Source organism: Escherichia sp. 94.0001 (assembly GCF_013369155.2).
Classification (GTDB): domain Bacteria; phylum Pseudomonadota; class Gammaproteobacteria; order Enterobacterales; family Enterobacteriaceae; genus Escherichia; species Escherichia coli_F.
In genome coordinates this window covers 175,451-202,330 of sequence record NZ_JABWMS020000004.1, presented here as the reverse complement: position 1 = coordinate 202,330, position 26,880 = coordinate 175,451, and the positions used below count along the sequence as shown (strand labels likewise).

Genomic DNA, 26,880 nt, shown 5'->3' with positions numbered 1-26,880 from the left:
GTATATATACCATCTTTCATTATCAGTCCTTGAATTTGATGAGTTTTTTTATTAATTTATTTTAAAGTATATGTGATTACTATCAAAAATCGCTCATTAGTTTTTAATAAGTACATTATAAATAAGTATTTAACCTGTATTGATTGTGGTTAATAATTTATTAGATTTAATAAAGTGATATTTATGGATGGTTAAAGTGTATAGGAATTTAATTCAAAGATAGAGTGGTCTTAAGTTTAATACCTCAATGTGTATCACAATCTCCACATTCTGTGTAGGGGGAGTCTGAAGATTGAGTAGATATTCTTATTCAGAATATATCAGCCGATGACTCTACGATTCTTAAGTCACGAAGAGTTCAGAGAGTGTAACGGCATGTCTGCAAGAACCTGTAACTTTTGACTCTCTGGCAACCGGCAGTGTGTTTTCTCACGCATCACAAAAGCTGCAGGCATAAAAAAACCCGCTTGCGCGGGCTTTTTCACAAAGCTTCAGCAAATTGGCGATTAAGCCAGTTTGTTGATCTGTGCAGTCAGGTTAGCCTTATGACGTGCAGCTTTGTTTTTGTGGATCAGACCTTTAGCAGCCTGACGGTCCACGATCGGTTGCATTTCGTTAAATGCTTTCTGTGCAGCAGCTTTGTCGCCAGCTTCGATAGCTGCGTATACTTTCTTGATGAAAGTACGCATCATAGAGCGACGGCTTGCGTTGTGCTTACGAGCCTTTTCAGACTGAATGGCGCGCTTCTTAGCTGATTTGATATTAGCCAAGGTCCAACTCCCAAATGTGTTCTATATGGACAATTCAAAGGCCGAGGAATATGCCCTTTTAGCCTTCTTTTGTCAATGGATTTGTGCAAATAAGCGCCGTTAATGTGCCGGCACTCGTTACGTAGTGATGGCGCAGGATTCTACCAGCTTGCGTGGTGCGAATACAGCTTTTCCGCGATAAAAATTGCAGCAGGCGGTCTGTTTCTTCCCGTAATTTGCGGCATGGCAATGAAAAGCCACTTCTTTCTGATTTCGGTACTCAATCGCCGGTTAACCTTGACCGCTGTACAAGGTATACTCGGACGATTTTCACTGTTTTGAGCCAGACATGAAGCTGATACGCGGCATACATAATCTCAGCCAGGCCCCGCAAGAAGGGTGTGTGCTGACTATTGGTAATTTCGACGGCGTGCATCGCGGTCATCGCGCGCTGTTACAGGGCTTGCAGGAAGAAGGGCGCAAGCGCAACTTACCGGTGATGGTGATGCTTTTTGAACCTCAACCACTGGAACTGTTTGCTACCGATAAAGCCCCGGCACGGCTGACCCGACTGCGGGAAAAACTGCGTTACCTTGCTGAGTGCGGCGTTGATTACGTGCTGTGCGTGCGTTTCGACAGGCGTTTCGCGGCGTTAACCGCGCAAAATTTCATCAGTGACCTTCTGGTGAAGCATTTGCGGGTAAAATTTCTTGCCGTAGGTGATGATTTCCGCTTTGGCGCTGGTCGTGAAGGCGATTTCTTGTTATTACAGAAAGCTGGCGCGGAATACGGCTTCGATATCACCAGTACGCAAACTTTTTGCGAAGGTGGCGTGCGCATCAGCAGTACCGCTGTACGTCAGGCGCTGGCGGATGACAATCTGGCTCTGGCAGAAAGTTTACTGGGGCACCCGTTTGCCATCCTCGGGCGTGTGGTCCACGGTGATGAATTAGGGCGCACTATAGGTTTCCCGACGGCGAATGTACCGCTGCGCCGTCAGGTTTCCCCGGTGAAAGGGGTTTATGCGGTAGAAGTGCTGGGCCTCGGTGAAAAGCCGTTACCCGGTGTTGCAAACATCGGAACACGCCCAACGGTTGCCGGTATTCGCCAGCAGCTGGAAGTGCATTTGTTAGATGTTGCAATGGACCTTTATGGTCGCCATATACAAGTAGTGCTGCGTAAAAAAATACGCAATGAGCAGCGATTTGCGTCGCTGGACGAACTGAAAGCGCAGATTGCGCGTGATGAATTAACCGCCCGCGAATTTTTTGGGCTAACAAAACCGGCTTAAGCCTGTTATGTAATCAAACCGAAATACGGAACCGAGAATCTGATGAGTGACTATAAATCAACCCTGAATTTGCCGGAAACAGGGTTCCCGATGCGTGGCGATCTCGCCAAGCGCGAACCGGGAATGCTGGCGCGTTGGACTGATGATGATCTGTACGGCATCATTCGTGCGGCTAAAAAAGGCAAAAAAACCTTCATTCTGCATGATGGCCCTCCTTATGCGAATGGCAGCATTCATATTGGTCACTCGGTTAACAAGATTCTGAAAGACATTATCGTGAAGTCCAAAGGGCTTTCCGGTTATGACTCGCCGTATGTGCCTGGCTGGGACTGCCACGGTCTGCCGATCGAGCTGAAAGTAGAGCAAGAATACGGTAAGCCGGGTGAGAAATTCACCGCCGCCGAGTTCCGCGCCAAGTGCCGCGAATACGCGGCGACCCAGGTTGACGGTCAGCGCAAAGACTTTATCCGTCTGGGCGTGCTGGGCGACTGGTCGCACCCGTACCTGACTATGGACTTCAAAACTGAAGCCAACATCATCCGCGCGCTGGGCAAAATCATCGGCAACGGTCACCTGCACAAAGGCGCGAAGCCGGTGCACTGGTGCGTTGACTGCCGTTCTGCACTGGCAGAAGCGGAAGTTGAGTATTACGACAAAACTTCTCCGTCCATCGACGTCGCTTTCCAGGCAGTCGATCAGGATGCACTGAAAGCAAAATTTGGCGTAAGCAACGTTAACGGTCCAATCTCGCTGGTGATCTGGACCACTACACCGTGGACTTTGCCTGCCAACCGCGCAATCTCCATTGCACCGGATTTCGACTATGCGCTGGTGCAGATCGACGGTCAGGCCGTGATTCTGGCGAAAGATCTGGTTGAAAGCGTAATGCAGCGTATCGGCGTGACCGATTACACCATTCTCGGCACGGTAAAAGGTGCGGAGCTGGAGCTGCTGCGCTTTACCCATCCGTTTATGGGCTTCGACGTTCCGGCAATTCTTGGCGATCACGTTACGCTGGATGCCGGTACCGGTGCCGTTCACACCGCGCCAGGCCACGGTCCGGACGACTATGTGATCGGTCAGAAATATGGTCTGGAAACCGCTAACCCCGTTGGCCCGGACGGTACTTATCTGCCGGGTACTTACCCGACGCTGGATGGTGTTAACGTCTTCAAAGCGAACGACATCGTCGTTGCGCTGCTACAGGAAAAAGGCGCGCTGCTGCACGTTGAGAAAATGCAGCACAGCTATCCGTGCTGCTGGCGTCACAAAACGCCGATCATCTTCCGCGCTACGCCGCAGTGGTTCGTCAGCATGGATCAGAAAGGTCTGCGTGCGCAGTCACTGAAAGAGATCAAAGGCGTGCAGTGGATCCCTGACTGGGGCCAGGCGCGTATCGAGTCGATGGTCGCTAACCGTCCTGACTGGTGTATCTCCCGTCAGCGCACCTGGGGCGTACCGATGTCACTGTTCGTGCACAAAGACACTGAAGAGCTGCATCCGCGTACCCTCGAACTGATGGAAGAAGTGGCAAAACGCGTTGAAGTTGATGGCATTCAGGCATGGTGGGATCTTGATGCGAAAGAGATCCTCGGCGACGAAGCTGATCAGTACGTGAAAGTGCCGGATACGCTGGACGTATGGTTTGACTCCGGATCTACCCACTCTTCTGTTGTTGACGTGCGTCCGGAATTTGCTGGTCACGCAGCGGACATGTATCTGGAAGGTTCTGACCAGCACCGTGGCTGGTTCATGTCTTCCCTGATGATCTCCACCGCGATGAAAGGCAAAGCGCCGTATCGTCAGGTACTGACCCACGGCTTTACCGTGGATGGTCAGGGGCGCAAGATGTCTAAATCCATCGGCAACACCGTTTCGCCGCAGGATGTGATGAACAAACTGGGCGCGGATATTCTGCGTCTGTGGGTGGCATCAACTGACTACACCGGTGAAATGGCCGTTTCTGACGAGATCCTGAAACGTGCAGCCGACAGCTATCGTCGTATCCGTAACACTGCACGCTTCCTGCTGGCAAACCTGAACGGTTTCGATCCGGCAAAAGATATGGTGAAACCGGAAGAGATGGTGGTACTGGATCGCTGGGCCGTAGGTTGTGCGAAAGCGGCGCAGGAAGACATCCTCAAGGCGTACGAAGCATACGATTTCCACGAAGTGGTACAGCGTCTGATGCGCTTCTGCTCCGTTGAGATGGGCTCTTTCTACCTCGACATCATTAAGGACCGCCAGTACACCGCGAAAGCGGACAGCGTGGCGCGTCGTAGCTGCCAGACTGCGCTGTATCACATCGCAGAAGCGCTGGTTCGCTGGATGGCACCAATCCTCTCCTTCACCGCTGATGAAGTGTGGGGCTATCTGCCGGGCGAACGTGAAAAATACGTCTTCACTGGCGAGTGGTACGAAGGCCTGTTTGGTCTGGCAGACAGCGAAGCGATGAACGATGCGTTCTGGGACGAGCTGCTGAAAGTGCGTGGCGAAGTGAACAAAGTCATTGAGCAAGCACGTGCCGACAAGAAAGTGGGTGGCTCGCTGGAAGCGGCAGTAACCTTGTATGCAGAACCGGAACTGGCGGCGAAACTGACCGCGCTGGGCGATGAATTACGATTTGTCCTGTTGACCTCCGGCGCTACCGTTGCAGACTATAACGACGCCCCTGCTGATGCTCAGCAGAGCGAAGTACTCAAAGGGCTGAAAGTCGCGTTGAGTAAAGCCGAAGGTGAGAAGTGCCCACGCTGCTGGCACTACACCCAGGATGTCGGCAAGGTGGCGGAACACGCAGAAATCTGCGGCCGCTGTGTCAGCAACGTCGCCGGTGACGGTGAAAAACGTAAGTTTGCCTGATGAGTCAATCGATCTGTTCAACAGGGCTACGCTGGCTGTGGCTGGTGGTAGTCGTGCTGATTATCGATCTGGGCAGCAAGTACCTGATCCTCCAGAATTTTGCTCTGGGGGATACGGTCCCGCTGTTCCCGTCGCTTAATCTGCATTATGCGCGTAACTATGGCGCGGCGTTTAGTTTCCTTGCCGATAGCGGCGGCTGGCAGCGTTGGTTCTTTGCCGGTATTGCGATTGGTATTAGCGTGATCCTGGCAGTGATGATGTATCGCTCGAAGGCCACGCAGAAGCTAAACAATATCGCTTACGCGCTGATTATTGGCGGCGCGCTGGGCAACCTGTTCGACCGCCTGTGGCACGGCTTCGTTGTCGATATGATCGACTTCTACGTCGGCGACTGGCACTTCGCCACCTTCAACCTTGCCGATACTGCCATATGTGTCGGTGCGGCACTGATTGTGCTGGAAGGTTTTTTGCCTTCTAAAGCGAAAAAACAATAATAAACCCTGCCGGATGCGATGCTGACGCATCTTATCCGGCCTACAGATTGCTGTGAAATCGTAGGCCGCATCCGGCAAAAATCCTCAAAATATAAGAGCAAACCTGCATGTCTGAATCTGTACAGAGCAATAGCGCCGTCCTGGTGCACTTCACGCTAAAACTCGACGATGGCACCACCGCCGAGTCTACCCGCAACAACGGTAAACCGGCGCTGTTCCGCCTGGGCGATGCTTCTCTCTCCGAAGGTCTGGAGCAACACCTGCTGGGGCTGAAAGTGGGCGATAAAACTACTTTCTCGCTGGAGCCAGATGCGGCGTTTGGCGTGCCGTCACCGGACCTGATTCAGTACTTCTCCCGCCGTGAGTTTATGGATGCAGGCGAGCCAGAAATTGGTGCAATCATGCTTTTTACCGCAATGGATGGCAGTGAGATGCCTGGCGTGATCCGCGAAATTAACGGCGACTCCATTACCGTTGATTTCAACCATCCGCTGGCCGGGCAGACCGTTCATTTTGATATTGAAGTGCTGGAAATCGATCCGGCACTGGAGGCGTAACATGCAGATCCTGTTGGCCAACCCGCGTGGTTTTTGTGCCGGGGTAGACCGCGCTATCAGCATTGTTGAAAACGCGCTGGCCATTTACGGCGCACCGATATATGTCCGTCACGAAGTGGTGCATAACCGCTACGTGGTCGATAGCCTGCGGGAGCGTGGGGCTATCTTTATTGAGCAGATTAGCGAAGTCCCGGACGGCGCGATCCTGATTTTCTCCGCACACGGTGTTTCTCAGGCGGTACGTAACGAAGCGAAAAGCCGTGATTTGACGGTGTTTGATGCCACCTGTCCGCTGGTGACCAAAGTGCATATGGAAGTCGCCCGTGCCAGCCGCCGTGGTGAAGAGTCTATTCTTATCGGTCACGCCGGTCACCCGGAAGTGGAAGGGACGATGGGTCAGTACAGCAACCCGGAAGGGGGAATGTATCTGGTCGAATCGCCGGACGATGTGTGGAAACTGACGGTCAAAAACGAAGAGAAACTCTCCTTTATGACCCAAACTACGCTGTCGGTGGATGACACGTCTGATGTGATCGATGCGTTGCGTAAACGCTTCCCGAAAATTGTCGGTCCGCGCAAAGATGACATCTGCTACGCCACTACTAACCGACAGGAAGCGGTACGTGCCCTGGCAGAACAGGCGGAAGTGGTGCTGGTGGTCGGTTCGAAAAACTCCTCCAACTCCAACCGTCTGGCGGAGCTGGCCCAGCGTATGGGCAAACGCGCGTTTTTGATTGACGATGCGAAAGATATCCAGGAAGAGTGGGTGAAAGAGGTTAAATGCGTCGGCGTGACTGCGGGCGCATCGGCTCCGGATATTCTGGTGCAGAATCTGGTGGCACGTTTGCAGCAGCTGGGCGGTGGTGAAGCCATTCCGCTGGAAGGCCGTGAAGAAAACATTGTTTTCGAAGTGCCGAAAGAGCTGCGTGTCGATATTCGTGAAGTCGATTAAGTCATTAGCAGCCTAAGTTATGCGAAAATGCCGGTCCTGTTACCGGCATTTTTTATGGAGAAAACATGCGTTTACCTATCTTCCTCGATACAGACCCCGGTATTGACGATGCGGTCGCCATTGCCGCCGCGATTTTTGCCCCCGAACTCGACCTGCAACTGATGACCACCGTCGCGGGTAATGTTTCGGTTGAGAAAACTACCCGCAACGCCCTGCAACTGCTGCATTTCTGGAATGCGGATATTCCGCTCGCCCAGGGAGCCGCTGTGCCGCTGGTACGCGCACCGCGTAATGCAGCATCTGTGCACGGTGAATCGGGAATGGCTGGCTACGACTTTGTCGAGCACAACAGAAGCCCACTGGACAAACCCGCATTTCTGGCGATTCGTGATGCCCTGCTGCGTGCGCCTGAGCCTGTTACGCTGGTAGCCATCGGCCCGTTAACCAATATTGCGCTGTTACTTTCACAATGCCCGGAATGCAAACCGCATATTCGCCGTCTGGTGATCATGGGCGGTTCTGCCGGACGCGGCAACTGTACGCCAAACGCCGAGTTTAATATCGCTGCCGATCCAGAAGCGGCAGCCTGTGTCTTCCGTAGCGGCATCGAAATCGTTATGTGCGGTCTGGATGTCACCAATCAGGCAATATTAACTCCTGACTATCTCGCTACTTTGCCGGAGTTGAATCGTACCGGGAAAATGTTGCACGCCCTGTTTAGCCACTACCGTAGCGGCAGTATGCAAAGCGGTTTGCGTATGCATGATCTCTGCGCCATCGCCTGGCTGGTGCGCCCAGACTTGTTCACTCTCAAACCGTGTTTTGTGGCGGTGGAAACTCAGGGTGAATTTACCTCAGGTACTACGGTTGTTGATATTGATGGTTGCCTGAGTAAACCTGCAAACGTGCAGGTGGCGCTGGATCTGGATGTGAAAGGTTTCCAGCAGTGGGTGGCTGAGGTGCTGGCTCTGGCGTCGTAACCTGTCACATGTTATCGGCATGCAGTCATTCATCGACTCATGCCTTTCACTGATATCCCTCCCTGTTTATCATTAATTTCTAATTATCAGCGTTTTTGGCTGGCGGCGTAGCGATGCGCTGGTTACTCTGAAAACGGTCTATGCAAATTAACAAAAGAGAATAGCTATGCATGATGCAAACATCCGCGTTGCCATCGCGGGAGCCGGGGGGCGTATGGGCCGCCAGTTGATTCAGGCGGCGCTGGCATTAGAAGGCGTGCAGCTGGGCGCGGCGCTGGAGCGCGAAGGATCTTCTTTACTGGGCAGCGACGCCGGTGAGCTGGCGGGTGCAGGAAAAATAGGCGTTACTGTGCAAAGCAGCCTTGATGCGATAAAAGATGATTTTGATGTGTTTATCGATTTTACCCGTCCGGAAGGTACGCTGAACCATCTCGCTTTTTGTCGCCAGCATGGCAAAGGGATGGTGATTGGCACTACGGGGTTTGACGAAGCCGGTAAACAGGCGATTCGTGACGCGGCCGCCGATATTGCGATTGTCTTTGCCGCCAACTTTAGCGTCGGCGTCAACGTCATGCTTAAGCTGCTGGAGAAAGCAGCGAAAGTGATGGGTGATTACACCGATATCGAAATTATCGAAGCGCATCATAGGCATAAAGTTGATGCTCCGTCAGGTACCGCACTGGCGATGGGGGAGGCGATAGCTCACGCGCTGGATAAAAACCTGAAAGAATGCGCGGTCTACAGTCGTGAAGGGCATACCGGTGAACGCGTACCTGGAACGATTGGTTTTGCTACCGTGCGTGCGGGTGACATCGTTGGTGAACATACCGCCATGTTTGCCGATATCGGCGAGCGTCTGGAGATCACCCATAAGGCGTCCAGCCGCATGACATTTGCTAACGGTGCGGTAAGATCGGCTTTGTGGTTGAGTGGTAAGGAAAGTGGTCTTTTTGATATGCGAGATGTGCTTGATCTCAATAATTTGTAACCACAAAACATTTGTGATGGTGCAAAAATAACATATTTAATTTATTGATTATAAAGGGCTTTAATTTTTAGCCCTTTTATTTTGAGTTTTTTATTTATAAAATCGTATAGCGTGCTAAAAATAACATGTTTTCTCTTCTGTTTTTGTTGTTTTAATGTAAATTTTGACCATCTGGTCCACTTTTTTCTGCTCATTTTTATTTCATGCAATCTTCTCGCTGCGCAAGCGTTTTCCAGAACGGGTTATATGATCTTTTTGTCGCTTAATGCCTGCAAAACATGCATGAGCCACAAAATAATATAAAAAATACCACCATTAAGTTGACTTTTAGCTCTCATCTCTCCAGAATGCCGCCGTTTGCCAGAAATTCGTCGGTAAGCAGATTTGCATTGATTTACGTCATCATTGTGAATTAATATGCAAATAAAGTGAGTGAATATTCTCTGGAGGGTGTTTTGATTAAGTCAGCGCTATTGGTTCTGGAAGACGGAACCCAGTTTCACGGTCGGGCCATAGGGGCAACAGGTTCGGCGGTTGGGGAAGTCGTTTTCAATACTTCAATGACCGGTTATCAAGAAATCCTCACTGATCCTTCCTATTCTCGTCAAATCGTTACTCTTACTTATCCCCATATTGGCAATGTCGGCACTAATGACGCCGATGAAGAATCTTCTCAGGTACATGCACAAGGTCTGGTGATTCGCGACCTGCCGCTGATTGCCAGCAACTTCCGTAATACCGAAGACCTCTCTTCTTACCTGAAGCGCCATAACATCGTGGCGATTGCCGATATCGATACTCGTAAGCTGACGCGTTTACTGCGCGAGAAAGGCGCACAGAATGGCTGCATTATCGCGGGCGATAACCCGGATGCGGCGCTGGCGTTAGAAAAAGCCCGCGCGTTCCCAGGTCTGAACGGCATGGATCTGGCAAAAGAAGTGACCACCGCAGAATCCTATAGCTGGACACAAGGGAGCTGGACGCTGACCGGCGGCCTGCCAGAAGCGAAGAAAGAAGACGAGTTGCCGTTCCACGTCGTGGCTTATGATTTCGGTGCCAAGCGCAACATCCTGCGGATGCTGGTGGACAGAGGCTGTCGCCTGACCATCGTTCCGGCGCAAACCTCTGCGGAAGACGTGCTGAAAATGAATCCAGACGGCATCTTCCTCTCCAACGGTCCTGGCGACCCGGCACCGTGTGATTACGCTATTACTGCCATCCAGAAATTCCTCGAAACCGACATTCCGGTATTCGGCATCTGCCTCGGTCATCAGCTGCTGGCGCTGGCGAGCGGTGCGAAGACCATCAAAATGAAATTTGGACACCACGGCGGCAACCATCCGGTTAAAGATGTTGAAAAAAACGTGGTGATGATCACCGCCCAGAACCACGGTTTTGCGGTGGATGAAGCAACATTACCTGCAAACCTGCGTGTTACGCATAAATCCCTGTTCGACGGTACGTTACAGGGCATTCATCGCACCGATAAACCGGCGTTCAGCTTCCAGGGGCACCCGGAAGCCAGCCCTGGTCCACACGACGCAGCGCCGTTGTTCGACCACTTTATCGAGTTAATTGAGCAGTACCGTAAAACCGCTAAGTAATCAGGAGTAAAAGAGCCATGCCAAAACGTACAGATATAAAAAGTATCCTGATTCTGGGTGCGGGCCCGATTGTTATCGGTCAGGCGTGTGAGTTTGACTACTCTGGCGCGCAAGCATGTAAAGCCCTGCGTGAAGAGGGTTACCGCGTCATTCTGGTGAACTCCAACCCAGCGACCATCATGACCGACCCGGAAATGGCCGATGCGACCTACATCGAGCCGATTCACTGGGAAGTGGTACGCAAGATTATTGAAAAAGAGCGTCCGGACGCGGTGCTGCCAACGATGGGCGGTCAGACAGCGCTGAACTGTGCGCTGGAGCTGGAGCGTCAAGGCGTGCTGGAGGAGTTCGGCGTCACCATGATTGGTGCTACCGCCGATGCGATTGATAAAGCAGAAGACCGCCGCCGTTTCGACGTAGCGATGAAGAAAATTGGTCTGGAAACCGCGCGTTCTGGTATCGCACACACGATGGAAGAAGCGCTGGCAGTTGCCGCTGAAGTGGGCTTCCCGTGCATTATTCGCCCATCCTTTACCATGGGTGGTAGCGGTGGTGGTATCGCTTATAACCGCGAAGAGTTTGAAGAAATTTGCGCCCGCGGTCTGGATCTCTCTCCGACCAAAGAACTGCTGATTGATGAGTCGCTGATCGGCTGGAAAGAGTACGAGATGGAAGTGGTGCGTGATAAAAACGACAACTGCATCATCGTCTGCTCTATCGAAAACTTCGATGCGATGGGCATCCATACCGGTGACTCCATCACTGTCGCGCCAGCCCAAACGCTGACCGACAAAGAATATCAAATTATGCGTAACGCCTCGATGGCGGTACTGCGTGAAATCGGCGTTGAAACCGGTGGTTCCAACGTCCAGTTTGCGGTGAACCCGAAAAACGGTCGCCTGATTGTTATCGAAATGAACCCGCGTGTATCGCGTTCTTCGGCGCTGGCGTCGAAAGCCACCGGTTTCCCGATTGCCAAAGTGGCGGCGAAACTGGCGGTGGGTTACACCCTCGACGAGCTGATGAACGACATCACCGGCGGGCGTACTCCGGCCTCCTTCGAGCCGTCCATCGACTACGTGGTCACCAAAATTCCTCGCTTCAACTTCGAGAAATTCGCCGGGGCGAACGACCGTCTGACCACTCAGATGAAATCGGTTGGTGAAGTGATGGCGATTGGTCGCACGCAGCAGGAATCCCTGCAAAAAGCGCTGCGCGGCCTGGAAGTCGGTGCGACTGGATTCGACCCGAAAGTGAGTCTCGACGACCCGGAAGCGCTGACCAAAATCCGTCGCGAGCTGAAAGACGCAGGCGCAGAGCGTATCTGGTACATCGCCGATGCTTTCCGTGCGGGCCTGTCTGTAGACGGCGTCTTTAACCTGACCAACATTGACCGCTGGTTCCTGGTGCAGATAGAAGAACTGGTGCGTCTGGAAGAGAAAGTCGCAGAAGTGGGCATCACCGGCCTGAACGCTGACTTCCTGCGCCAGCTGAAACGCAAAGGTTTTGCCGATGCGCGTCTGGCTAAACTGGCGGGCGTGCGCGAAGCGGAAATCCGCAAGCTGCGCGACCAGTATGATCTGCACCCGGTCTACAAACGCGTAGATACCTGTGCGGCAGAGTTCGCCACTGACACCGCGTATATGTACTCCACTTATGAAGAAGAGTGCGAAGCGAATCCGTCTACCGACCGTGAAAAAATCATGGTGCTCGGCGGCGGCCCGAACCGTATCGGTCAGGGTATTGAATTCGACTACTGCTGTGTACACGCCTCGCTGGCGCTACGTGAAGACGGTTACGAAACCATCATGGTTAACTGTAACCCGGAAACCGTCTCCACTGACTACGACACTTCCGATCGCCTCTACTTTGAGCCGGTAACCCTGGAAGATGTACTGGAAATCGTGCGTATTGAGAAGCCGAAAGGCGTTATCGTCCAGTACGGCGGTCAGACCCCGCTGAAACTGGCGCGCGCACTGGAAGCCGCTGGCGTACCGGTTATCGGCACCAGCCCGGATGCTATCGACCGTGCGGAAGACCGTGAACGCTTCCAGCATGCGGTTGACCGTCTGAAACTGAAACAACCGGCGAACGCCACCGTTACTGCTATCGAGATGGCTGTTGAGAAAGCGAAAGAGATTGGCTACCCGCTGGTGGTGCGTCCGTCTTACGTTCTCGGCGGTCGGGCGATGGAAATCGTCTATGACGAAGCTGACCTGCGTCGCTACTTCCAGACGGCGGTGAGCGTGTCTAACGATGCACCAGTATTGCTGGACCACTTCCTCGATGACGCGGTAGAAGTGGATGTGGACGCCATCTGCGACGGTGAAATGGTGCTGATTGGCGGCATCATGGAGCATATCGAGCAGGCGGGCGTGCACTCCGGTGACTCTGCATGTTCTCTACCAGCCTACACTTTAAGTCAGGAAATTCAGGATGTGATGCGCCAGCAGGTGCAGAAACTGGCTTTCGAATTGCAGGTGCGCGGCCTGATGAACGTGCAGTTTGCGGTGAAAAACAACGAAGTCTACCTGATTGAAGTTAACCCGCGTGCGGCGCGTACCGTTCCGTTCGTCTCCAAAGCCACCGGCGTACCGCTGGCAAAAGTGGCGGCGCGTGTGATGGCTGGCAAATCGCTGGCTGAGCAGGGCGTAACCAAAGAAGTTATCCCTCCGTACTACTCGGTGAAAGAAGTGGTGCTGCCGTTCAACAAATTCCCCGGCGTTGACCCGCTGTTAGGGCCAGAAATGCGCTCCACCGGGGAAGTTATGGGCGTGGGCCGCACCTTCGCTGAAGCGTTTGCCAAAGCGCAGCTGGGCAGCAACTCCACCATGAAGAAACACGGTCGTGCGCTGCTTTCCGTGCGCGAAGGCGATAAAGAACGCGTGGTAGACCTGGCGGCAAAACTGCTGAAACAGGGCTTCGAGCTGGATGCGACCCACGGCACGGCGATTGTGCTGGGCGAAGCGGGTATCAATCCGCGTCTGGTAAACAAGGTGCATGAAGGTCGTCCGCACATTCAGGACCGCATCAAGAATGGCGAATATACCTACATCATCAACACCACTTCAGGCCGTCGTGCGATTGAAGACTCCCGCGTGATTCGTCGCAGTGCGCTGCAATATAAAGTGCACTATGACACCACCCTGAACGGTGGTTTCGCTACCGCGATGGCGCTGAATGCCGATGCGACTGAAAAAGTAATTTCGGTGCAGGAAATGCACGCGCAGATCAAATAATAGCGTGTCATGGCGGATATTTTTCATCCGCTAATTTGATCGAATAACTAATACGGTTCTCTGATGAGGACCGTTTTTTTTGCCCATTAAGTAAATCTTTTGGGGAATCGATATTTTTTGATGACATAAGCAGGATTTAGCTCACACTTATCGACGGTGAAGTTGCATACTATCGATATATCCACAATTTTAATATGGCCTTGTTTAATTGCTTCAAAACGAGTCATAGCCAGACTTTTAATTTGTGAAACTGGAGTTCGTATGTGTGAAGGATATGTTGAAAAACCACTCTACTTGTTAATCGCCGAATGGATGATGGCTGAAAATCGGTGGGTGATAGCAAGAGAGATCTCTATTCATTTCGATATTGAACACAGCAAGGCGGTTAATACCCTGACTTATATTCTGTCGGAAGTCACAGAAATAAGCTGCGAAGTTAAGATGATCCCTAATAAGCTGGAAGGGCGGGGATGCCAGTGTCAGCGACTGGTTAAAGTGGTCGATATCGATGAGCAAATTTACGCGCGCCTGCGCAATAACAGTCGGGAAAAATTAGTCGGCGTAAGAAAGACACCGCGTATTCCTGCCGTTCCACTCACGGAACTTAACCGCGAGCAGAAGTGGCAAATGATGTTGTCGAAAAGTATGCGTCGTTAATTTAATTTCGTTGATACCGTGCGGTCTGGTTGCCGGATGCGATGCTGGCATCTTATCCGGCCTACGGTTGCTCTCCAGTCAGGTCGGATAAGGTGTTTACGCCGCATCCGATGATGTCACCGCTTTGGCGCCACATCCGTCGTCCCCTGCAAACGGGGACGATTTTCCTCCATTTGTCTCAACGGCTGCGTTTCATGTAACGCTACATGGCAGCGGCCGACAAGATCCTGATACTCTTTGGTATTCAACTGCTTCCAGTGTAACTCGTCGTCACTAACACTGCGTACAGCGCGGGCAGGCGTGCCCATCAACAACTGGCGTTTCTCGCCGCTAAAGCCCGCTTTGACAAAGCTCATAGCGGCAACAATGCTCTCTTCGCCAATGACCGCGCCATCCATAATCACGCTGTTCATCCCGACCAATGCATCGCGACCAATCACACAACCATGCAGGATTGCTCCGTGCCCGATATGGCCGTTTTCCCCAACGATGGTATCAGTGTCGCAGTAGCCATGCATAATGCAGCCATCCTGAATATTGGCTCCCGCTTGCACGATCAACCGCCCGTAGTCACCACGCAGTGAGGCGAGTGGGCCGATGTAGACACCGGCTCCCACAATCACATCGCCAATCAATACTGCACTGGGATGGACAAACGCCGTCGGGTGAACCACCGGAATTAACCCTTCAAAGGCGTAATAGCTCACGGTTGTTAACGTCCTTTCCACACCGGATCGCGCTTCTCGGCAAACGCCAGTGGCCCTTCAATGGCATCTTCCGAATGCAGAACCGATGGATAGTGTTTCAACACGCCACTGCGAATATAGCGATACGCTTCTTCTACTGGCATTTCGCTGGTGGTGCGGTAGATCTCTTTCAGCGCTGCGATCGCCAGTGGTGCGCTGTCAACGAGTTGCTGTGCCAGTTCGCGGGCGTTATCCATCAGCTCCGCCTGGCTAACCACGCGGTTGACTACCCCCCAACGCAGCGCCTCTTCTGCGCCCATTCTTCTGCCGGTCATTACCATTTCATTGACGATGGCAGGCGGCAGGATCTTCGGCAGACGCAGCACACCGCCGCTGTCAGGAACGATGCCCAGTTTGGCTTCCGGCAGGGCGAAGCTGGCGTTATCGGCACAGACAATAAAATCTGCCGCCAGTGCCAGTTCAAAGCCGCCGCCAAAGGCGTAGCCGTTCACAGCTGCGATAACCGGTTTGTCGAGATTGAAAATTTCGGTTAATCCCGCAAAACCACCCGGGCCAAAGTCAGCATCAGGTGCTTCGCCTTCTGCTGCCGCCTTTAAATCCCAGCCTGCGGAAAAGAATTTCTCTCCGGCACCGGTAATAATGGCGACACGTAATTGCGGATCGTCACGGAAATTTAGAAATACTTCGCCCATTTCAAAGCTGGTTTTTGCATCAATAGCATTCGCTTTTGGGCGATCAAGGGTAATTTCCAGAATTGATCCATTGCGGGTCAGATGTAATGATTCACTCATTCCTTTTCTCCATTTTTGCTTTTTCAGGGACGACAACATCCCTGCAAAAAATGCATATTGTTTTAGAGCGTGATTATTAGCGGGCAGGGTAGTTCCCTGCCGTTTCATTTATTTCAGATTCTTTCTGATTATTTTCCCCGAGCAATTACGTGGCAGATCTTTTCTGATCTCCAGATAAGAGGGCACTTTAAATTTCGCCATATTTTGTTCGCAGAAGCGGAAAAATTCCTCTTCGCTCAATGTTTCACCTTCATTCAGCACCACAAATGCTTTGATGGCTTCATCGCGAATCGAATCTTTAATACCCACAACCACGATATCCTGAATTTTTGGATGTGCGGCGATAATATTTTCCAGCTCCACGCAGGAGACATTCTCGCCACCGCGTTTAATCATATTGCAGCGGCGATCGACGAAATAAAAAAAGCCCTCTTCGTCGCGGTATCCGGTATCGCCAGTGTGCAGCCAGCCATCGGCTTCCAGGACTCTGGCAGTGGCTTGCGGGTTAAGAAAATATTCTTTGAAGATGGTTTTCCCTGGTACGCCTTTAATGCAGATTTCACCGATTTCACCAGCCGGGAGCGGACGGTTGTGATCGTCGCGGATCTCCGCTTCGTAGCAAAATCCTGCACGGCCAATTGACGGCCAGCGTCGTTTATCGCCGGGGCGATCGCCGATAATGCCAACAATGGTTTCCGTCATCCCATAAGACGTCAGCAAGCGGACGCCAAAGCGTTCACAAAATGCGTCCTTTTCCTGCTCCGACAGGTTGAGATAAAACATCACTTCCCGCAGATGGTGTTGCCGATCGTTCACAGAAGGCGGCTGCACCATCAAGGTACGGATCATCATCGGAATGCATTCGGTAACGGTGGCGCGGTACTTTTGTACCTGTCCCCAGAAGGCGCGGGCGCTGTATTTCTCGACCAGCACAAAGGTGGCTCCGGCAGAAAATGCCGCCATCGCCGCAGTACACTGGCAATCGATATGAAATGCAGGCATTACCGTCAGGTAGACGTCATCGTCACGTAGTGCGCACTGCCAGGCGGAGTAATATCCGGCGAAGCGCAGATTGTAATGGGTAATCACCACGCCTTTTGGGCGGGAAGTGGTACCGGAGGTAAAGAGAATTTCCGCCGTATCGTCGGTCGATAGCGGCGGTGCATAGCACAAGGAGGCAGGTTGTTGATTTTTCAGTTGAGTAAACGAACTCACGCCATCATCAGCGGGAAGCTCCACATCTGTCAGGCAAATGTGCCGCAGTTGCGTGGCATCTTCCTGCTGAATCTGTTGATATATGGGATAGAACTGCGCACTGGTCACCAGCAGACACGCCTGGCTATTTTGCAGGATCCACGCGCTTTCTTCGCGCAACAGGCGGGCGTTAATCGGCACCATAATTGCGCCAATTTTTACCAGCCCGAACCAGCAAAAGATAAATTCCGGGCAGTTGTCGAGATGTAGAGCAACCTTGTCGCCTTTGCGAATCCCCAGCGTATAAAACAGGTTTGCCGTGCGGTTAATTTCCTGATTTAACTCAAGATAACTGTACCGGTTAACGACTCCGCCGCTGGATTCACAAATCAGCGCCGTTTTATGACCGTAAACGTCCGCCAGATCGTCCCACATTTGACGTAGATGTTGTCCGCCAATGATATCCATTGCACCTCTATCCATTTTAGTCGTTTGTTATTGGGCGGGCGCTAGTCAGGCAAGCTGACTGACGCCACGCGTTTAGTCCTCAACTTTGGCCAGACCTTTGCTGACCAACTCCTGAATGTCGTTTTCGCTGTAGCCGATATTTTTCAAAATGGCGGCTGTGTCCATGCCATGTGATGGCATTCCGCGCCAGATTTGACCGGGGTTATTTTTGAATTTCGGCATCACATTCGGCCCTTTGCAGGTGCGACCATCCATTGTTTGCCACTGGGTGATCGATTCACGGGCCACATACTGTGGATTACTTTCCAGTTCCGGTACGGTCAGCACTTTGGCGCAGGCGATATTCAGTTCAGCAAAGCGTTCTTTTACTTCCGCGATGGTATGTGCCGCCAGCCAGGCATCGAGTTTCTCTTCTACCAGTGAGCCGTAAGGGCATTCGATACGGTGGATAAGCTGAGTGCCTTCCGGGATTTCCGGCGTACCGAGCAGATGTGCGAGGCCAATATCTTTAAAACATTCTGCAATCTGAGTAATGCCTACCAGTTCCATTACGATGTAGCCGTCGGCGCATTTGTACAGACCGCAACCTGCATAGTAGGGATCTTTACCTTTGGTCATGCGCGGGCACATTTCGCCGCCGTTGAAGTAATCCATCATGAAGTACTGGCCCATACGCAGCATCACCTCATACATGGCGATGTCGATACTTTCGCCTTTACCGGTTTCACGCACTTTATGCAGTGCTGCCAGCGCCGCAGTGGTTGCGGTCAGGCCAGAAAAGTAATCGGCGGTATACGGGAAGGCAGGCATTGGCTGGTCAACATCACCGTTCTGAATCAGGTAACCACTGAAGGCCTGGGCGATGGTGTTATAGGCCGGAAGATTGGTGTACTCCTCGGTGCCATACTGACCAAAACCGGACAGGTGAGCGATAACCAGTTTCGGGTTGTGCTGCCACAGGACTTCATCGGTAATGCCACGACGGGCAAAGGCCGGACCTTTACTGGCTTCGATGAAGATATCGGTGGTTTCCATTAATTTCAGAAACGCTTCGCGGCCTTCATCTTTGAAAATATTTAACGACAGCGCGTGCAAATTACGGCGGGAGAGTTGCGGGTAGTTCGGTTGAACGCGTATGGTGTCGGCCCAGGCGACGTTTTCGATCCAGATAACTTCCGCCCCCCATTCTGCGAACATTTGCCCGGCGAACGGCCCGGCGATTTCGATACCGGAGAAGACAACGCGCAATCCGGCCAGCGGCCCGAATTTCGGCATGGGTAGATGATCCATTATTAGCTCCTGAAAAATTTATGTAGCGCATGACTGCCGGATGCGACGTAAACGCCTTATCAGGCCTACATTCGTACTCCCGTAGGCCTGATAAGACACGGTAGCGTCGCATCAGGCAGCGCACGGACTTAGCGGTATTGTTTCAGCACCGCACGACCCAGCGTCAGGATCTGCATTTCGTCAGATCCCCCGGAGACGCGGTCTACACGCAGATCACGCCAGAAGCGGCTTATGCGGTGGTTGCCCGCAATCCCAACACCGCCCAGCACCTGCATTGCGCTATCCACCACTTCAAATGCCGCATTGGCGCAGAAGTATTTGCACATCGCTGCATCGCCAGAGGTGGTGGTGCCGTTGTCTGCTTTCCACGCTGCTTCATACAGCATGTTTTTCATGGAGTTTAATTTGATCGCCATGTGGGCGAATTTTTCCTGAATCAACTGGAAACGACCAATAGCCTCGCCAAACTGCACGCGCTGGTTGGCGTAGCGCGCCGCATCTTCAAAGGCGCACATCGCCGTACCGTAGTTGGTGAGAGCTACCAGGAAACGTTCATGATCGAACTCTTCTTTGACGCGGTTAAAGCCGTTACCTTCCCGACCGAACATGTCTTTCTCGTCCAGTTCCACATCGTCAAAGGTGATTTCACAGCAGCTATCCATACGCAGACCGAGCTTCTCTAGTTTGGTCACTTTGATGCCCGGTTTGCTCATATCAACAAACCATTCGGTGTAGACAGGTTTGTCCGGAGAAGCCCCGTCACGCGCCATCACCACGATGTACGGGGTGTAGGCGCTGCTGGTAATAAAACACTTACTACCATTAAGATAAATCTTACCATTTCTACGGGTATAAGTCGTTTTCAGGCTACCCACGTCAGAGCCAGCCCCTGGTTCGGTAATCGCTGAGTTCCACATCTGCTTACCAGTACCACGAAACGCCATAATCTTGTCGATCTGCTCTTGTGTGCCTTCGCGCAGGAAGGTGTTGAATCCACCCGGCAACTGGTACAGCACGTAGGTTGGTGCCCCCAAACGACCCAATTCCATCCACACGGCGGCGAGGGTGACAAAACCTGCGTCCAGCCCGCCGTGCTCTTCCGGGATAAGCAGGCTGTCGATACCCATATCTGCCAGTGCTTTGACAAAACGTTCCGGGTAGACGCTGTCACGGTCGCACTCGGCAAAATAGGCCTCCCAGTTTTCGCTGGCCATCAGTTCGCGGATACCGGCGACAAACAGTTCCTGCTCATCATTTAAATTAAAATCCATCTTTCAACCTCTTGATATTTTGTGGGTTAATTAATCTTTCCAGTTCTGTTTCGCGTCTTTAATAAAGGAGAGCGTCACCATAATGTTGACGAAGAACAGCGGGCATCCTCCGGCAATAATGGCGGTTTGAATCGGTTTCAGGCCGCCGAGCGCCAGCAGAACAATACCGATAATGCCAACCAGAATTGACCAGCCGATACGCACCAGCAGCGGTGGTTCTTCACCATCGCGTACTTCGCGGCAAGTGGACATCGCCAGGGTATAAGAGCAGGCGTTAACCAGCGTAACGGTGGCGATAAAGCAGAGGATGAAGAAGCCCCACATGGTGGCGGTGCTGAACGGTAGAGCAGCCCAGGTTTCGATGATGGCGCGCGCGACACCGTACTGTTCGATCAGATGCGGAATGTTGATGATGTTTTTATCCATCAACAGCAGAGTGTTACTACCGAGTACAGTCCACAGGATCCAGGTGGATGCGGTCAGACCCAGTACCATGCCGAAGCACAGTTCACGCACCGTACGACCACGGGAGATGCGGGCAAGGAAGATACTCATCTGGATAGCGTAAATTACCCACCATGCCCAGTAGAATACGGTCCAACCCTGCGGGAAGCCGCCTTTGGCGATGGGATCGGTATAGAACAACATACGCGGCAGATACATCAGCAACATTCCCACCGAATCGGTGAAGTAGTTCATGATGAAGCTGGCACCGCTGACGATGAACACCCAACCCAGCATCAGGAAGCTCAGGTAACTACGCACGTCACTGGCGATACGTATCCCTTTTTGCAGACCACAGGCGACGCAAATGGCGTTGAGGATAATCCAGCAGGTAATGATGATAGCGTCCAGTTGCAGGGTATGCGGAATACCAAACAACCACTGCATACACTCGGTCACCAGCGGCGTAGCAAGGCCCAGGCTGGTGCCCATGGCGAAGATCAAGGCGACGAGATAGAAGTTGTCGACGATAGTGCCAAACAGCCCTTTGGCGTGTTTTTCACCTACCAGCGGCACCAGGGTGGAGCTGGGGCGAATCACTTCCATTTTGCGGACAAAGAAGAAGTAAGCGAAGGCGACGGAGAGGAAGCTGTAAGTGGCCCACGGCAACGGTCCCCAGTGGAACAAGCTGTAAGCCAGCCCCAGCTCTTTCGCACTCGTCGAGTTCGGTTCTAAGCCAAACGGTGGGGTAGAGATGTAGTAGTAGATCTCAATCGATCCCCAGAACAGTACGGCAGCAGACGTACAGGAGGCGAACATCATAAAGATCCAACTGGCGGTACTGAACTCGGGTGGTTCGTTACCTAAACGCTTTTTGGCATACGGGCCGAATACCAACCAGAACCAGCCGAAGAGCATTACCACCATATACCATTCAAATGCCCATCCCCAGACATTGGTGACGTAACTGAATACAGCATTAATAACGACATTCGCTGCATCCAGGTCTCTGACTGTAAGCCAACAAAGTATGCCAACGATTATTAAAGGCGGAAAGAAAACCTTCGGTTCTATTCCCGTTTTTCTCTTTTCATTTTTCATGAGTTAATTCCACTGTGAAAACGAATATTTATTTTGCGTTCCCGTTTGTTTTATTTTTGTTAACATTTAATATAATTATTATTAACCTCGTGGACGCGTTAATGGCTAACTCATAATGGGTATTCAATAGGCTGCATTCTGTGATTATTGTCACATTTTTGTTTCGGGTGAATAGAGGGCATTTTTGTGTTAATTTTGATTATTAATCAGAGTGTTATGTTCTGATGTGAGTAAAAAAATAGCATCTGACTTTCAATATTGGTGATCCATAAAACAATATTGAAAATTTCTTTTTGTTACGCCGTGTTTTCAATATTGGTGAGGAACTTAACAATATTGAAAGTTGGATTTATCTGCGTGTGACATTTTCAATATTGGTGATTAAAGTTTTATTTCCAAATTAAAGGGCGTGATATCTGTAATTAACACCACCGATATGAACGACGTTTCCTTCATGATTTCTGGAGATGCAATGAAGATTATTACTTGCTATAAGTGCGTGCCTGATGAACAGGATATTGCGGTCAATAATACTGATGGTTCGTTAGACTTCAGTAAAGCCGATGCCAAAATAAGCCAATACGATCTCAACGCTATTGAAGCGGCTTGCCAGCTAAAGCAACAGGCAGCAGAAGCGCAGGTGACGGCCTTAAGTGTGGGCGGTAAAGCCCTGACCAACGCCAAAGGGCGTAAAGATGTGCTATCGCGCGGCCCGGATGAACTGATTGTGGTGATTGATGACCAGTTCGAGCAGGCACTGCCGCAACAAACGGCGACCGCATTGGCTGCTGCCGCCCAGAAAGCAGGCTTTGATTTGATCCTCTGTGGCGATGGTTCTTCCGACCTTTATGCCCAGCAGGTTGGTCTGCTGGTGGGCGAAATCCTCAATATTCCGGCAGTTAACGGCGTCAGCAAAATTATCTCCCTGACGGCAGATACCCTCACCGTTGAGCGCGAACTGGAAGATGAAACAGAAACCTTAAGCATTCCGCTGCCTGCGGTTGTTGCTGTTTCCACTGATATCAATTCCCCACAAATTCCTTCGATGAAAGCCATTCTCGGCGCGGCGAAAAAGCCAGTCCAGGTATGGTCGGCGGCGGATATTGGCTTTAACGCCGTGGAAGCCTGGTCTGAACAACGGGTTGCCGCACCGAAACAGCGCGAGCGTCAGCGCATCGTGATTGAAGGCGACGGCGAAGAACAGATCGCCGCATTTGCTGAAAATCTTCGCAAAGTCATTTAATTACAGGGGATGCTATGAACACGTTTTCTCAAGTCTGGGTATTCAGCGATACCCCTTCTCGTCTGCCGGAACTGATGAACGGTGCGCAGGCTTTAGCTAATCAAATCAACACATTTGTCCTCAATGATGCCGATGGCGCACTGGCAATCCAGCTCGGCGCTAATCATGTCTGGACATTAAGCGGCAAACCGGACGATCGAATGATCGAAGATTACGCCGGTGTCATGGCTGACACTATTCGCCAGCACGGCGCAGACGGCCTGGTGCTGCTGCCGAATACCCGTCGCGGCAAATTACTGGCGGCAAAACTGGGTTATCGCCTTAAAGCGGCGGTGTCTAACGATGCCAGCACCGTCAGCGTACAGGACAGTAAAGCAACAGTGAAACACATGGTTTACGGCGGTCTGGCAATTGGCGAAGAACGCATTGCCACGCCGTATGCGGTACTGACCATCAGCAGCGGCACGTTCGATGCGGCTCAGCCAGACGCGTCACGCACTGGCGAAACGCACACCGTGGCGTGGCAGGCTCCGGCGGTGGCGATTACCCGCACGGCAACCCAGGCGCGCCAGAGCAACAGCGTCGATCTCGACAAAGCCCGTCTGGTGGTCAGCGTCGGTCGCGGCATTGGCAGCAAAGAAAACATTGCGCTGGCAGAACAGCTTTGCAAGGCGATAGGTGCGGAGTTGGCCTGTTCTCGTCCGGTGGCGGAAAACGAAAAATGGATGGAGCACGAACGCTATGTCGGTATCTCCAACCTGATGCTGAAACCTGAACTGTACCTGGCGGTGGGGATCTCCGGGCAGATCCAGCACATGGTTGGCGCTAACGCGTCGCAAACCATTTTCGCCATCAACAAAGATAAAAATGCGCCGATCTTCCAGTACGCGGATTACGGCATTGTTGGCGACGCCGTGAAGATCCTTCCGGCGCTGACCGCAGCTTTAGCACGTTGATCCACTCTGGCAGGGCTGCATTTTGGCCCTGCCGCTGACAGGGAGCTCTTATGTCCGAAGATATCTTTGACGCCATCATCGTCGGTGCAGGGCTTGCCGGTTCGGTTGCCGCACTGGTGCTCTCCCGCGAAGGTGCGCAAGTGTTAGTTATCGAGCGTGGCAATTCCGCAGGTGCCAAGAACGTCACCGGCGGGCGTCTCTATGCCCACAGTCTGGAACACATTATTCCAGGTTTCGCCGAATCCGCCCCCGTAGAACGCCTGATCACCCATGAAAAACTCGCGTTTATGACGGAAAAGTCAGCGATGACTATGGACTACTGCAATGGCGACGGAACCTCGCCATCCCAGCGTTCTTACTCCGTTTTGCGCAGTAAATTTGATGCCTGGTTGATGGAGCAGGCCGAAGAGGCGGGCGCGCAGTTAATTACCGGGATTCGTGTCGATAACCTCGTACAGCGCGATGGCAAAGTTGTCGGCGTAGAAGCCGATGGCGATGTGATTGAAGCGAAAACGGTGATCCTTGCTGACGGGGTGAACTCCATCCTTGCCGAAAAGCTGGGGATGGCTAAACGTGTTAAACCGACGGATGTGGCGGTTGGCGTGAAGGAACTGATCGAGTTACCGAAGTCGGTAATCGAAGACCGCTTTCAGTTGAAGGGTAATCAGGGCGCGGCTTGCCTGTTTGCGGGATCACCCACCGATGGCCTGATGGGCGGCGGCTTTCTTTATACCAATGAAAACACTCTATCGCTGGGGTTGGTTTGTGGTCTGCATCATCTGCATGACGCGAAAAAATCGGTGCCGCAAATGCTGGAAGATTTCAAACAACATCCGGCCGTTGCACCGCTGATCGCAGGCGGCAAGCTGGTGGAATATTCCGCTCACGTAGTGCCGGAAGCAGGCATCAACATGCTGCCGGAGCTGGTCGGTGACGGCGTACTGATTGCCGGTGATGCCGCCGGAATGTGTATGAACCTCGGTTTTACTATTCGCGGTATGGATCTGGCGATTGCCGCCGGGGAAGCTGCTGCAAAAACCGTGCTTTCAGCGATGAAAAGCGACGATTTCAGTAAGCAAAAACTGACGGAATATCGTCAGCATCTGGAGAGTGGCCCACTGCGCGATATGCGCATGTACCAGAAACTACCGGCGTTCCTTGATAACCCACGCATGTTTAGCGGTTACCCGGAACTGGCGGTGGGCGTGGCGCGTGACCTGTTCACCATTGACGGCAGCGCGCCGGAACTGATGCGCAAGAAAATACTCCGCCACGGCAAGAAAGTGGGCTTCATCAATCTGATCAAGGATGGCATGAAAGGAGTGACCGTTTTATGACTTCTCCCGTCAATGTGGACGTCAAACTGGGCGTCAATAAATTCAATGTCGATGAAGAGCATCCGCACATTGTTGTAAAGGCCGATGCGGATAAACAGGCGCTGGAGCTGCTGGTAAAAGCGTGCCCCGCAGGTCTGTATAAGAAGCAGGATGATGGCAGTGTGCGCTTCGATTACGCCGGATGTCTGGAGTGCGGTACCTGTCGCATTCTGGGGCTGGGGTCGGCGTTGGAACAGTGGGAATACCCGCGCGGCACCTTTGGTGTGGAGTTTCGTTACGGTTGATGTTGGTTTGATACGTAACGCCGTACTGACTCTCATTGTAAAAAAACAGGAATAACCCATGCAACCGTCCAGAAACTTTGACGATCTCAAATTCTCCTCAATTCACCGCCGCATTTTGCTGTGGGGAAGCGGTGGCCCGTTTCTGGATGGTTATGTACTGGTAATGATTGGCGTGGCGCTGGAGCAACTGACACCTGCGCTGAAGCTGGACGCAGACTGGATTGGCTTGCTGGGGGCGGGAACGCTCGCCGGGCTGTTTGTCGGTACATCGCTGTTTGGCTATATCTCCGATAAGGTCGGACGGCGCAAAATGTTCCTCATTGATATCATCGCCATTGGTGTGATATCGGTAGCAACGATGTTTGTCTCATCCCCCATCGAACTACTGGTGATGCGGGTACTCATCGGCATTGTCATCGGTGCAGATTATCCCATCGCGACTTCCATGATCACCGAGTTCTCCAGCACCCGTCAGCGGGCGTTTTCAATCAGCTTTATCGCCGCTATGTGGTATGTCGGCGCGACCTGTGCCGATCTGGTCGGCTACTGGCTTTATGATGTGGAAGGCGGCTGGCGCTGGATGCTGGGTAGCGCAGCGATTCCCTGTTTGTTGATTTTGATTGGTCGATTCGAACTGCCTGAATCTCCCCGCTGGTTGTTACGCAAAGGGCGAGTAAAAGAGTGCGAAGAGATGATGATCAAACTGTTTGGCGAACCGGTGGCTTTCGATGAAGAGCAGCCGCAGCAAACCCGTTTTCGCGATCTGTTTAATCGCCGCCATTTTCCTTTTGTTCTGTTTGTTGCCGCCATCTGGACCTGCCAGGTGATCCCGATGTTCGCCATTTACACCTTTGGCCCGCAAATTGTTGGTTTGTTGGGATTGGGGGTTGGCAAAAACGCGGCGCTGGGGAACGTGGTGATTAGCCTGTTCTTTATGCTCGGCTGTATTCCGCCGATGCTGTGGCTAAACACTGCCGGACGGCGTCCGTTGTTGATTGGCAGCTTTGCCATGATGACGCTGGCGTTGGCGGTTTTGGGGCTGATCCCGGATATGGGGATCTGGCTGGTAGTGATGGCATTTGCGGTGTATGCCTTTTTCTCTGGCGGGCCAGGTAATTTGCAGTGGCTCTATCCTAATGAACTCTTCCCGACGGATATCCGCGCCTCTGCTGTGGGCGTGATTATGTCCTTAAGCCGTATTGGCACCATTGTTTCAACCTGGGCGCTGCCGATCTTTATCAATAATTACGGCATCAGTAACACGATGCTGATGGGAGCAGGTATCTCGCTGTTTGGTTTGTTGATTTCCATTGCGTTTGCGCCAGAGACACGGGGGATGTCGCTGGCCCAGACCAGCAATATGACGATTCGCAGGCAACGAATGGGGTAATTTATTCAGATTTCTGCCTTTTTTGAATCAATAT

The 26,880-nt window shown here is 52.2% G+C and carries 23 protein-coding genes; 16 read left to right on the top strand and 7 right to left on the bottom strand.

The genetic code is table 11. From position 1 onward, the window contains the following. Positions 1-506 precede the first annotated feature (506 nt). Complete coding sequence (gene rpsT / locus HEN33_RS03975) at positions 507-770, bottom strand: 30S ribosomal protein S20 (RefSeq protein ID WP_001274021.1); 264 nt, start codon at positions 768-770, stop codon at positions 507-509. 102 nt (positions 771-872) lie between these two features. Here rpsT and HEN33_RS03970 point away from each other — a divergent pair, with 102 nt between their 5' ends. The 11 genes from HEN33_RS03970 to caiF all read left to right on the top strand — a co-directional run bounded on the left by HEN33_RS03970 (position 873) and on the right by caiF (position 14,370). After that, a complete protein-coding gene (locus tag HEN33_RS03970; protein ID WP_001353471.1) occupies positions 873-1,091 on the top strand; it encodes a DUF2575 family protein in 219 nt (72 codons plus the stop codon). 7 nt (positions 1,092-1,098) lie between these two features. After that, entirely contained in the window at positions 1,099-2,040 is a 942-nt protein-coding gene (ribF, locus tag HEN33_RS03965) for a bifunctional riboflavin kinase/FAD synthetase (RefSeq protein ID WP_176262749.1), read from the top strand. Positions 2,041-2,082: 42 nt separating this feature from the next. Further along, positions 2,083-4,899 carry an isoleucine--tRNA ligase gene (gene ileS / locus HEN33_RS03960; RefSeq protein ID WP_001286887.1) on the top strand — a complete coding sequence of 939 codons (2,817 nt, stop codon included), beginning with the start codon at positions 2,083-2,085 and terminating at the stop codon, positions 4,897-4,899. Then, entirely contained in the window at positions 4,899-5,393 is a 495-nt protein-coding gene (gene lspA / locus HEN33_RS03955) for a signal peptidase II (protein ID WP_000083369.1), read from the top strand. The genes ileS and lspA overlap by 1 nt, the downstream gene beginning before the upstream one ends. 107 nt (positions 5,394-5,500) lie before the next feature. Then, positions 5,501-5,950 (top strand): FKBP-type peptidyl-prolyl cis-trans isomerase, encoded by a 450-nt coding sequence (fkpB, locus tag HEN33_RS03950; RefSeq protein ID WP_000004655.1) that lies wholly within the window; start codon positions 5,501-5,503, stop codon positions 5,948-5,950. Position 5,951: 1 nt separating this feature from the next. Continuing rightward, positions 5,952-6,902, top strand: coding sequence for a 4-hydroxy-3-methylbut-2-enyl diphosphate reductase (gene ispH, locus HEN33_RS03945; protein WP_176262750.1), 951 nt, complete (start codon positions 5,952-5,954; stop codon positions 6,900-6,902). A gap of 65 nt (positions 6,903-6,967) precedes the next feature. Then, positions 6,968-7,882, top strand: coding sequence for a ribonucleoside hydrolase RihC (rihC, locus tag HEN33_RS03940; RefSeq protein ID WP_001239114.1), 915 nt, complete (start codon positions 6,968-6,970; stop codon positions 7,880-7,882). Between the two features lie 166 nt (positions 7,883-8,048). Then, positions 8,049-8,870, top strand: coding sequence for a 4-hydroxy-tetrahydrodipicolinate reductase (dapB, locus tag HEN33_RS03935; RefSeq protein ID WP_176262751.1), 822 nt, complete (start codon positions 8,049-8,051; stop codon positions 8,868-8,870). Between the two features lie 455 nt (positions 8,871-9,325). Further along, on the top strand, positions 9,326-10,474 hold the full coding sequence (gene carA, locus HEN33_RS03930) for a glutamine-hydrolyzing carbamoyl-phosphate synthase small subunit (RefSeq protein WP_001353470.1): 1,149 nt from the start codon (positions 9,326-9,328) through the stop codon (positions 10,472-10,474). A gap of 17 nt (positions 10,475-10,491) precedes the next feature. Further along, positions 10,492-13,713 (top strand): carbamoyl-phosphate synthase large subunit, encoded by a 3,222-nt coding sequence (gene carB / locus HEN33_RS03925; RefSeq protein ID WP_001126394.1) that lies wholly within the window; start codon positions 10,492-10,494, stop codon positions 13,711-13,713. Positions 13,714-13,974: 261 nt separating this feature from the next. After that, positions 13,975-14,370, top strand: a complete 396-nt coding sequence (gene caiF / locus HEN33_RS03920) for a carnitine metabolism transcriptional regulator CaiF (protein WP_000333125.1) — start codon at positions 13,975-13,977, stop codon at positions 14,368-14,370. 116 nt (positions 14,371-14,486) lie between these two features. Here caiF and caiE read toward each other — a convergent pair whose 3' ends face one another. The 6 genes from caiE to caiT all read right to left on the bottom strand — a co-directional run bounded on the left by caiE (position 14,487) and on the right by caiT (position 21,636). Continuing rightward, positions 14,487-15,077, bottom strand: a complete 591-nt coding sequence (gene caiE / locus HEN33_RS03915) for a carnitine operon protein CaiE (protein ID WP_104918211.1) — start codon at positions 15,075-15,077, stop codon at positions 14,487-14,489. A gap of 5 nt (positions 15,078-15,082) precedes the next feature. Continuing rightward, positions 15,083-15,868 (bottom strand): crotonobetainyl-CoA hydratase, encoded by a 786-nt coding sequence (gene caiD, locus HEN33_RS03910; protein ID WP_000004398.1) that lies wholly within the window; start codon positions 15,866-15,868, stop codon positions 15,083-15,085. 108 nt (positions 15,869-15,976) lie between these two features. Beyond that, positions 15,977-17,530 (bottom strand): crotonobetaine/carnitine-CoA ligase, encoded by a 1,554-nt coding sequence (gene caiC, locus HEN33_RS03905; RefSeq protein WP_105278729.1) that lies wholly within the window; start codon positions 17,528-17,530, stop codon positions 15,977-15,979. Positions 17,531-17,602: 72 nt separating this feature from the next. Next, on the bottom strand, positions 17,603-18,820 hold the full coding sequence (gene caiB / locus HEN33_RS03900; protein WP_000349947.1) for an L-carnitine CoA-transferase: 1,218 nt from the start codon (positions 18,818-18,820) through the stop codon (positions 17,603-17,605). Positions 18,821-18,948: 128 nt separating this feature from the next. Beyond that, complete coding sequence (gene caiA / locus HEN33_RS03895) at positions 18,949-20,091, bottom strand: crotonobetainyl-CoA dehydrogenase (protein WP_176262752.1); 1,143 nt, start codon at positions 20,089-20,091, stop codon at positions 18,949-18,951. 30 nt (positions 20,092-20,121) lie between these two features. Continuing rightward, the gene (gene caiT / locus HEN33_RS03890) at positions 20,122-21,636 is read right to left on the bottom strand and encodes an L-carnitine/gamma-butyrobetaine antiporter (protein WP_176262753.1); all 1,515 of its coding nucleotides are present in this window, start codon (positions 21,634-21,636) and stop codon (positions 20,122-20,124) included. Between the two features lie 472 nt (positions 21,637-22,108). Between caiT and HEN33_RS03885 the strand changes: the two genes are divergently transcribed. From HEN33_RS03885 to HEN33_RS03865, 5 genes are read left to right on the top strand one after another with little or no spacing between them, the layout of a single operon-like run. After that, complete coding sequence (locus HEN33_RS03885) at positions 22,109-22,879, top strand: electron transfer flavoprotein FixA (RefSeq protein WP_115738977.1); 771 nt, start codon at positions 22,109-22,111, stop codon at positions 22,877-22,879. 14 nt (positions 22,880-22,893) lie between these two features. Continuing rightward, entirely contained in the window at positions 22,894-23,835 is a 942-nt protein-coding gene (locus HEN33_RS03880; protein WP_176262754.1) for an electron transfer flavoprotein subunit alpha/FixB family protein, read from the top strand. 50 nt (positions 23,836-23,885) lie between these two features. After that, a complete protein-coding gene (locus HEN33_RS03875) occupies positions 23,886-25,172 on the top strand; it encodes an FAD-dependent oxidoreductase (RefSeq protein ID WP_176262755.1) in 1,287 nt (428 codons plus the stop codon). Beyond that, the gene (gene fixX, locus HEN33_RS03870) at positions 25,169-25,456 is read left to right on the top strand and encodes a ferredoxin-like protein FixX (protein WP_000203741.1); all 288 of its coding nucleotides are present in this window, start codon (positions 25,169-25,171) and stop codon (positions 25,454-25,456) included. The genes HEN33_RS03875 and fixX overlap by 4 nt, the downstream gene beginning before the upstream one ends. A 58-nt stretch (positions 25,457-25,514) precedes the next feature. Next, positions 25,515-26,846, top strand: coding sequence for an MFS transporter (locus HEN33_RS03865; protein WP_074500872.1), 1,332 nt, complete (start codon positions 25,515-25,517; stop codon positions 26,844-26,846). The last annotated feature ends 34 nt before the right edge of the window (positions 26,847-26,880 follow it).

Bases quoted from the DNA above. Each gene is read 5' to 3' on its own strand.
- HEN33_RS03875 (WP_176262755.1), top strand. From the start codon at position 23,886: ATGTCCGAAGATATCTTTGACGCCATCATCGTCGGTGCAGGGCTTGCC.
- lspA (WP_000083369.1), top strand. From the start codon at position 4,899: ATGAGTCAATCGATCTGTTCAACAGGGCTACGCTGGCTGTGGCTGGTG.
- fkpB (WP_000004655.1), top strand. From the start codon at position 5,501: ATGTCTGAATCTGTACAGAGCAATAGCGCCGTCCTGGTGCACTTCACG.
- HEN33_RS03880 (WP_176262754.1), top strand. From the start codon at position 22,894: ATGAACACGTTTTCTCAAGTCTGGGTATTCAGCGATACCCCTTCTCGT.
- caiA (WP_176262752.1), bottom strand. From the start codon at position 20,091: ATGGATTTTAATTTAAATGATGAGCAGGAACTGTTTGTCGCCGGTATC.
- ribF (WP_176262749.1), top strand. From the start codon at position 1,099: ATGAAGCTGATACGCGGCATACATAATCTCAGCCAGGCCCCGCAAGAA.
- carB (WP_001126394.1), top strand. From the start codon at position 10,492: ATGCCAAAACGTACAGATATAAAAAGTATCCTGATTCTGGGTGCGGGC.
- caiD (WP_000004398.1), bottom strand. From the start codon at position 15,868: ATGAGTGAATCATTACATCTGACCCGCAATGGATCAATTCTGGAAATT.
- dapB (WP_176262751.1), top strand. From the start codon at position 8,049: ATGCATGATGCAAACATCCGCGTTGCCATCGCGGGAGCCGGGGGGCGT.
- ispH (WP_176262750.1), top strand. From the start codon at position 5,952: ATGCAGATCCTGTTGGCCAACCCGCGTGGTTTTTGTGCCGGGGTAGAC.
- caiF (WP_000333125.1), top strand. From the start codon at position 13,975: ATGTGTGAAGGATATGTTGAAAAACCACTCTACTTGTTAATCGCCGAA.
- HEN33_RS03885 (WP_115738977.1), top strand. From the start codon at position 22,109: ATGAAGATTATTACTTGCTATAAGTGCGTGCCTGATGAACAGGATATT.
- HEN33_RS03865 (WP_074500872.1), top strand. From the start codon at position 25,515: ATGCAACCGTCCAGAAACTTTGACGATCTCAAATTCTCCTCAATTCAC.
- ileS (WP_001286887.1), top strand. From the start codon at position 2,083: ATGAGTGACTATAAATCAACCCTGAATTTGCCGGAAACAGGGTTCCCG.
- HEN33_RS03970 (WP_001353471.1), top strand. From the start codon at position 873: ATGTGCCGGCACTCGTTACGTAGTGATGGCGCAGGATTCTACCAGCTT.
- caiB (WP_000349947.1), bottom strand. From the start codon at position 18,820: ATGGATCATCTACCCATGCCGAAATTCGGGCCGCTGGCCGGATTGCGC.
- caiT (WP_176262753.1), bottom strand. From the start codon at position 21,636: ATGAAAAATGAAAAGAGAAAAACGGGAATAGAACCGAAGGTTTTCTTT.
- fixX (WP_000203741.1), top strand. From the start codon at position 25,169: ATGACTTCTCCCGTCAATGTGGACGTCAAACTGGGCGTCAATAAATTC.
- caiC (WP_105278729.1), bottom strand. From the start codon at position 17,530: ATGGATATCATTGGCGGACAACATCTACGTCAAATGTGGGACGATCTG.
- rihC (WP_001239114.1), top strand. From the start codon at position 6,968: ATGCGTTTACCTATCTTCCTCGATACAGACCCCGGTATTGACGATGCG.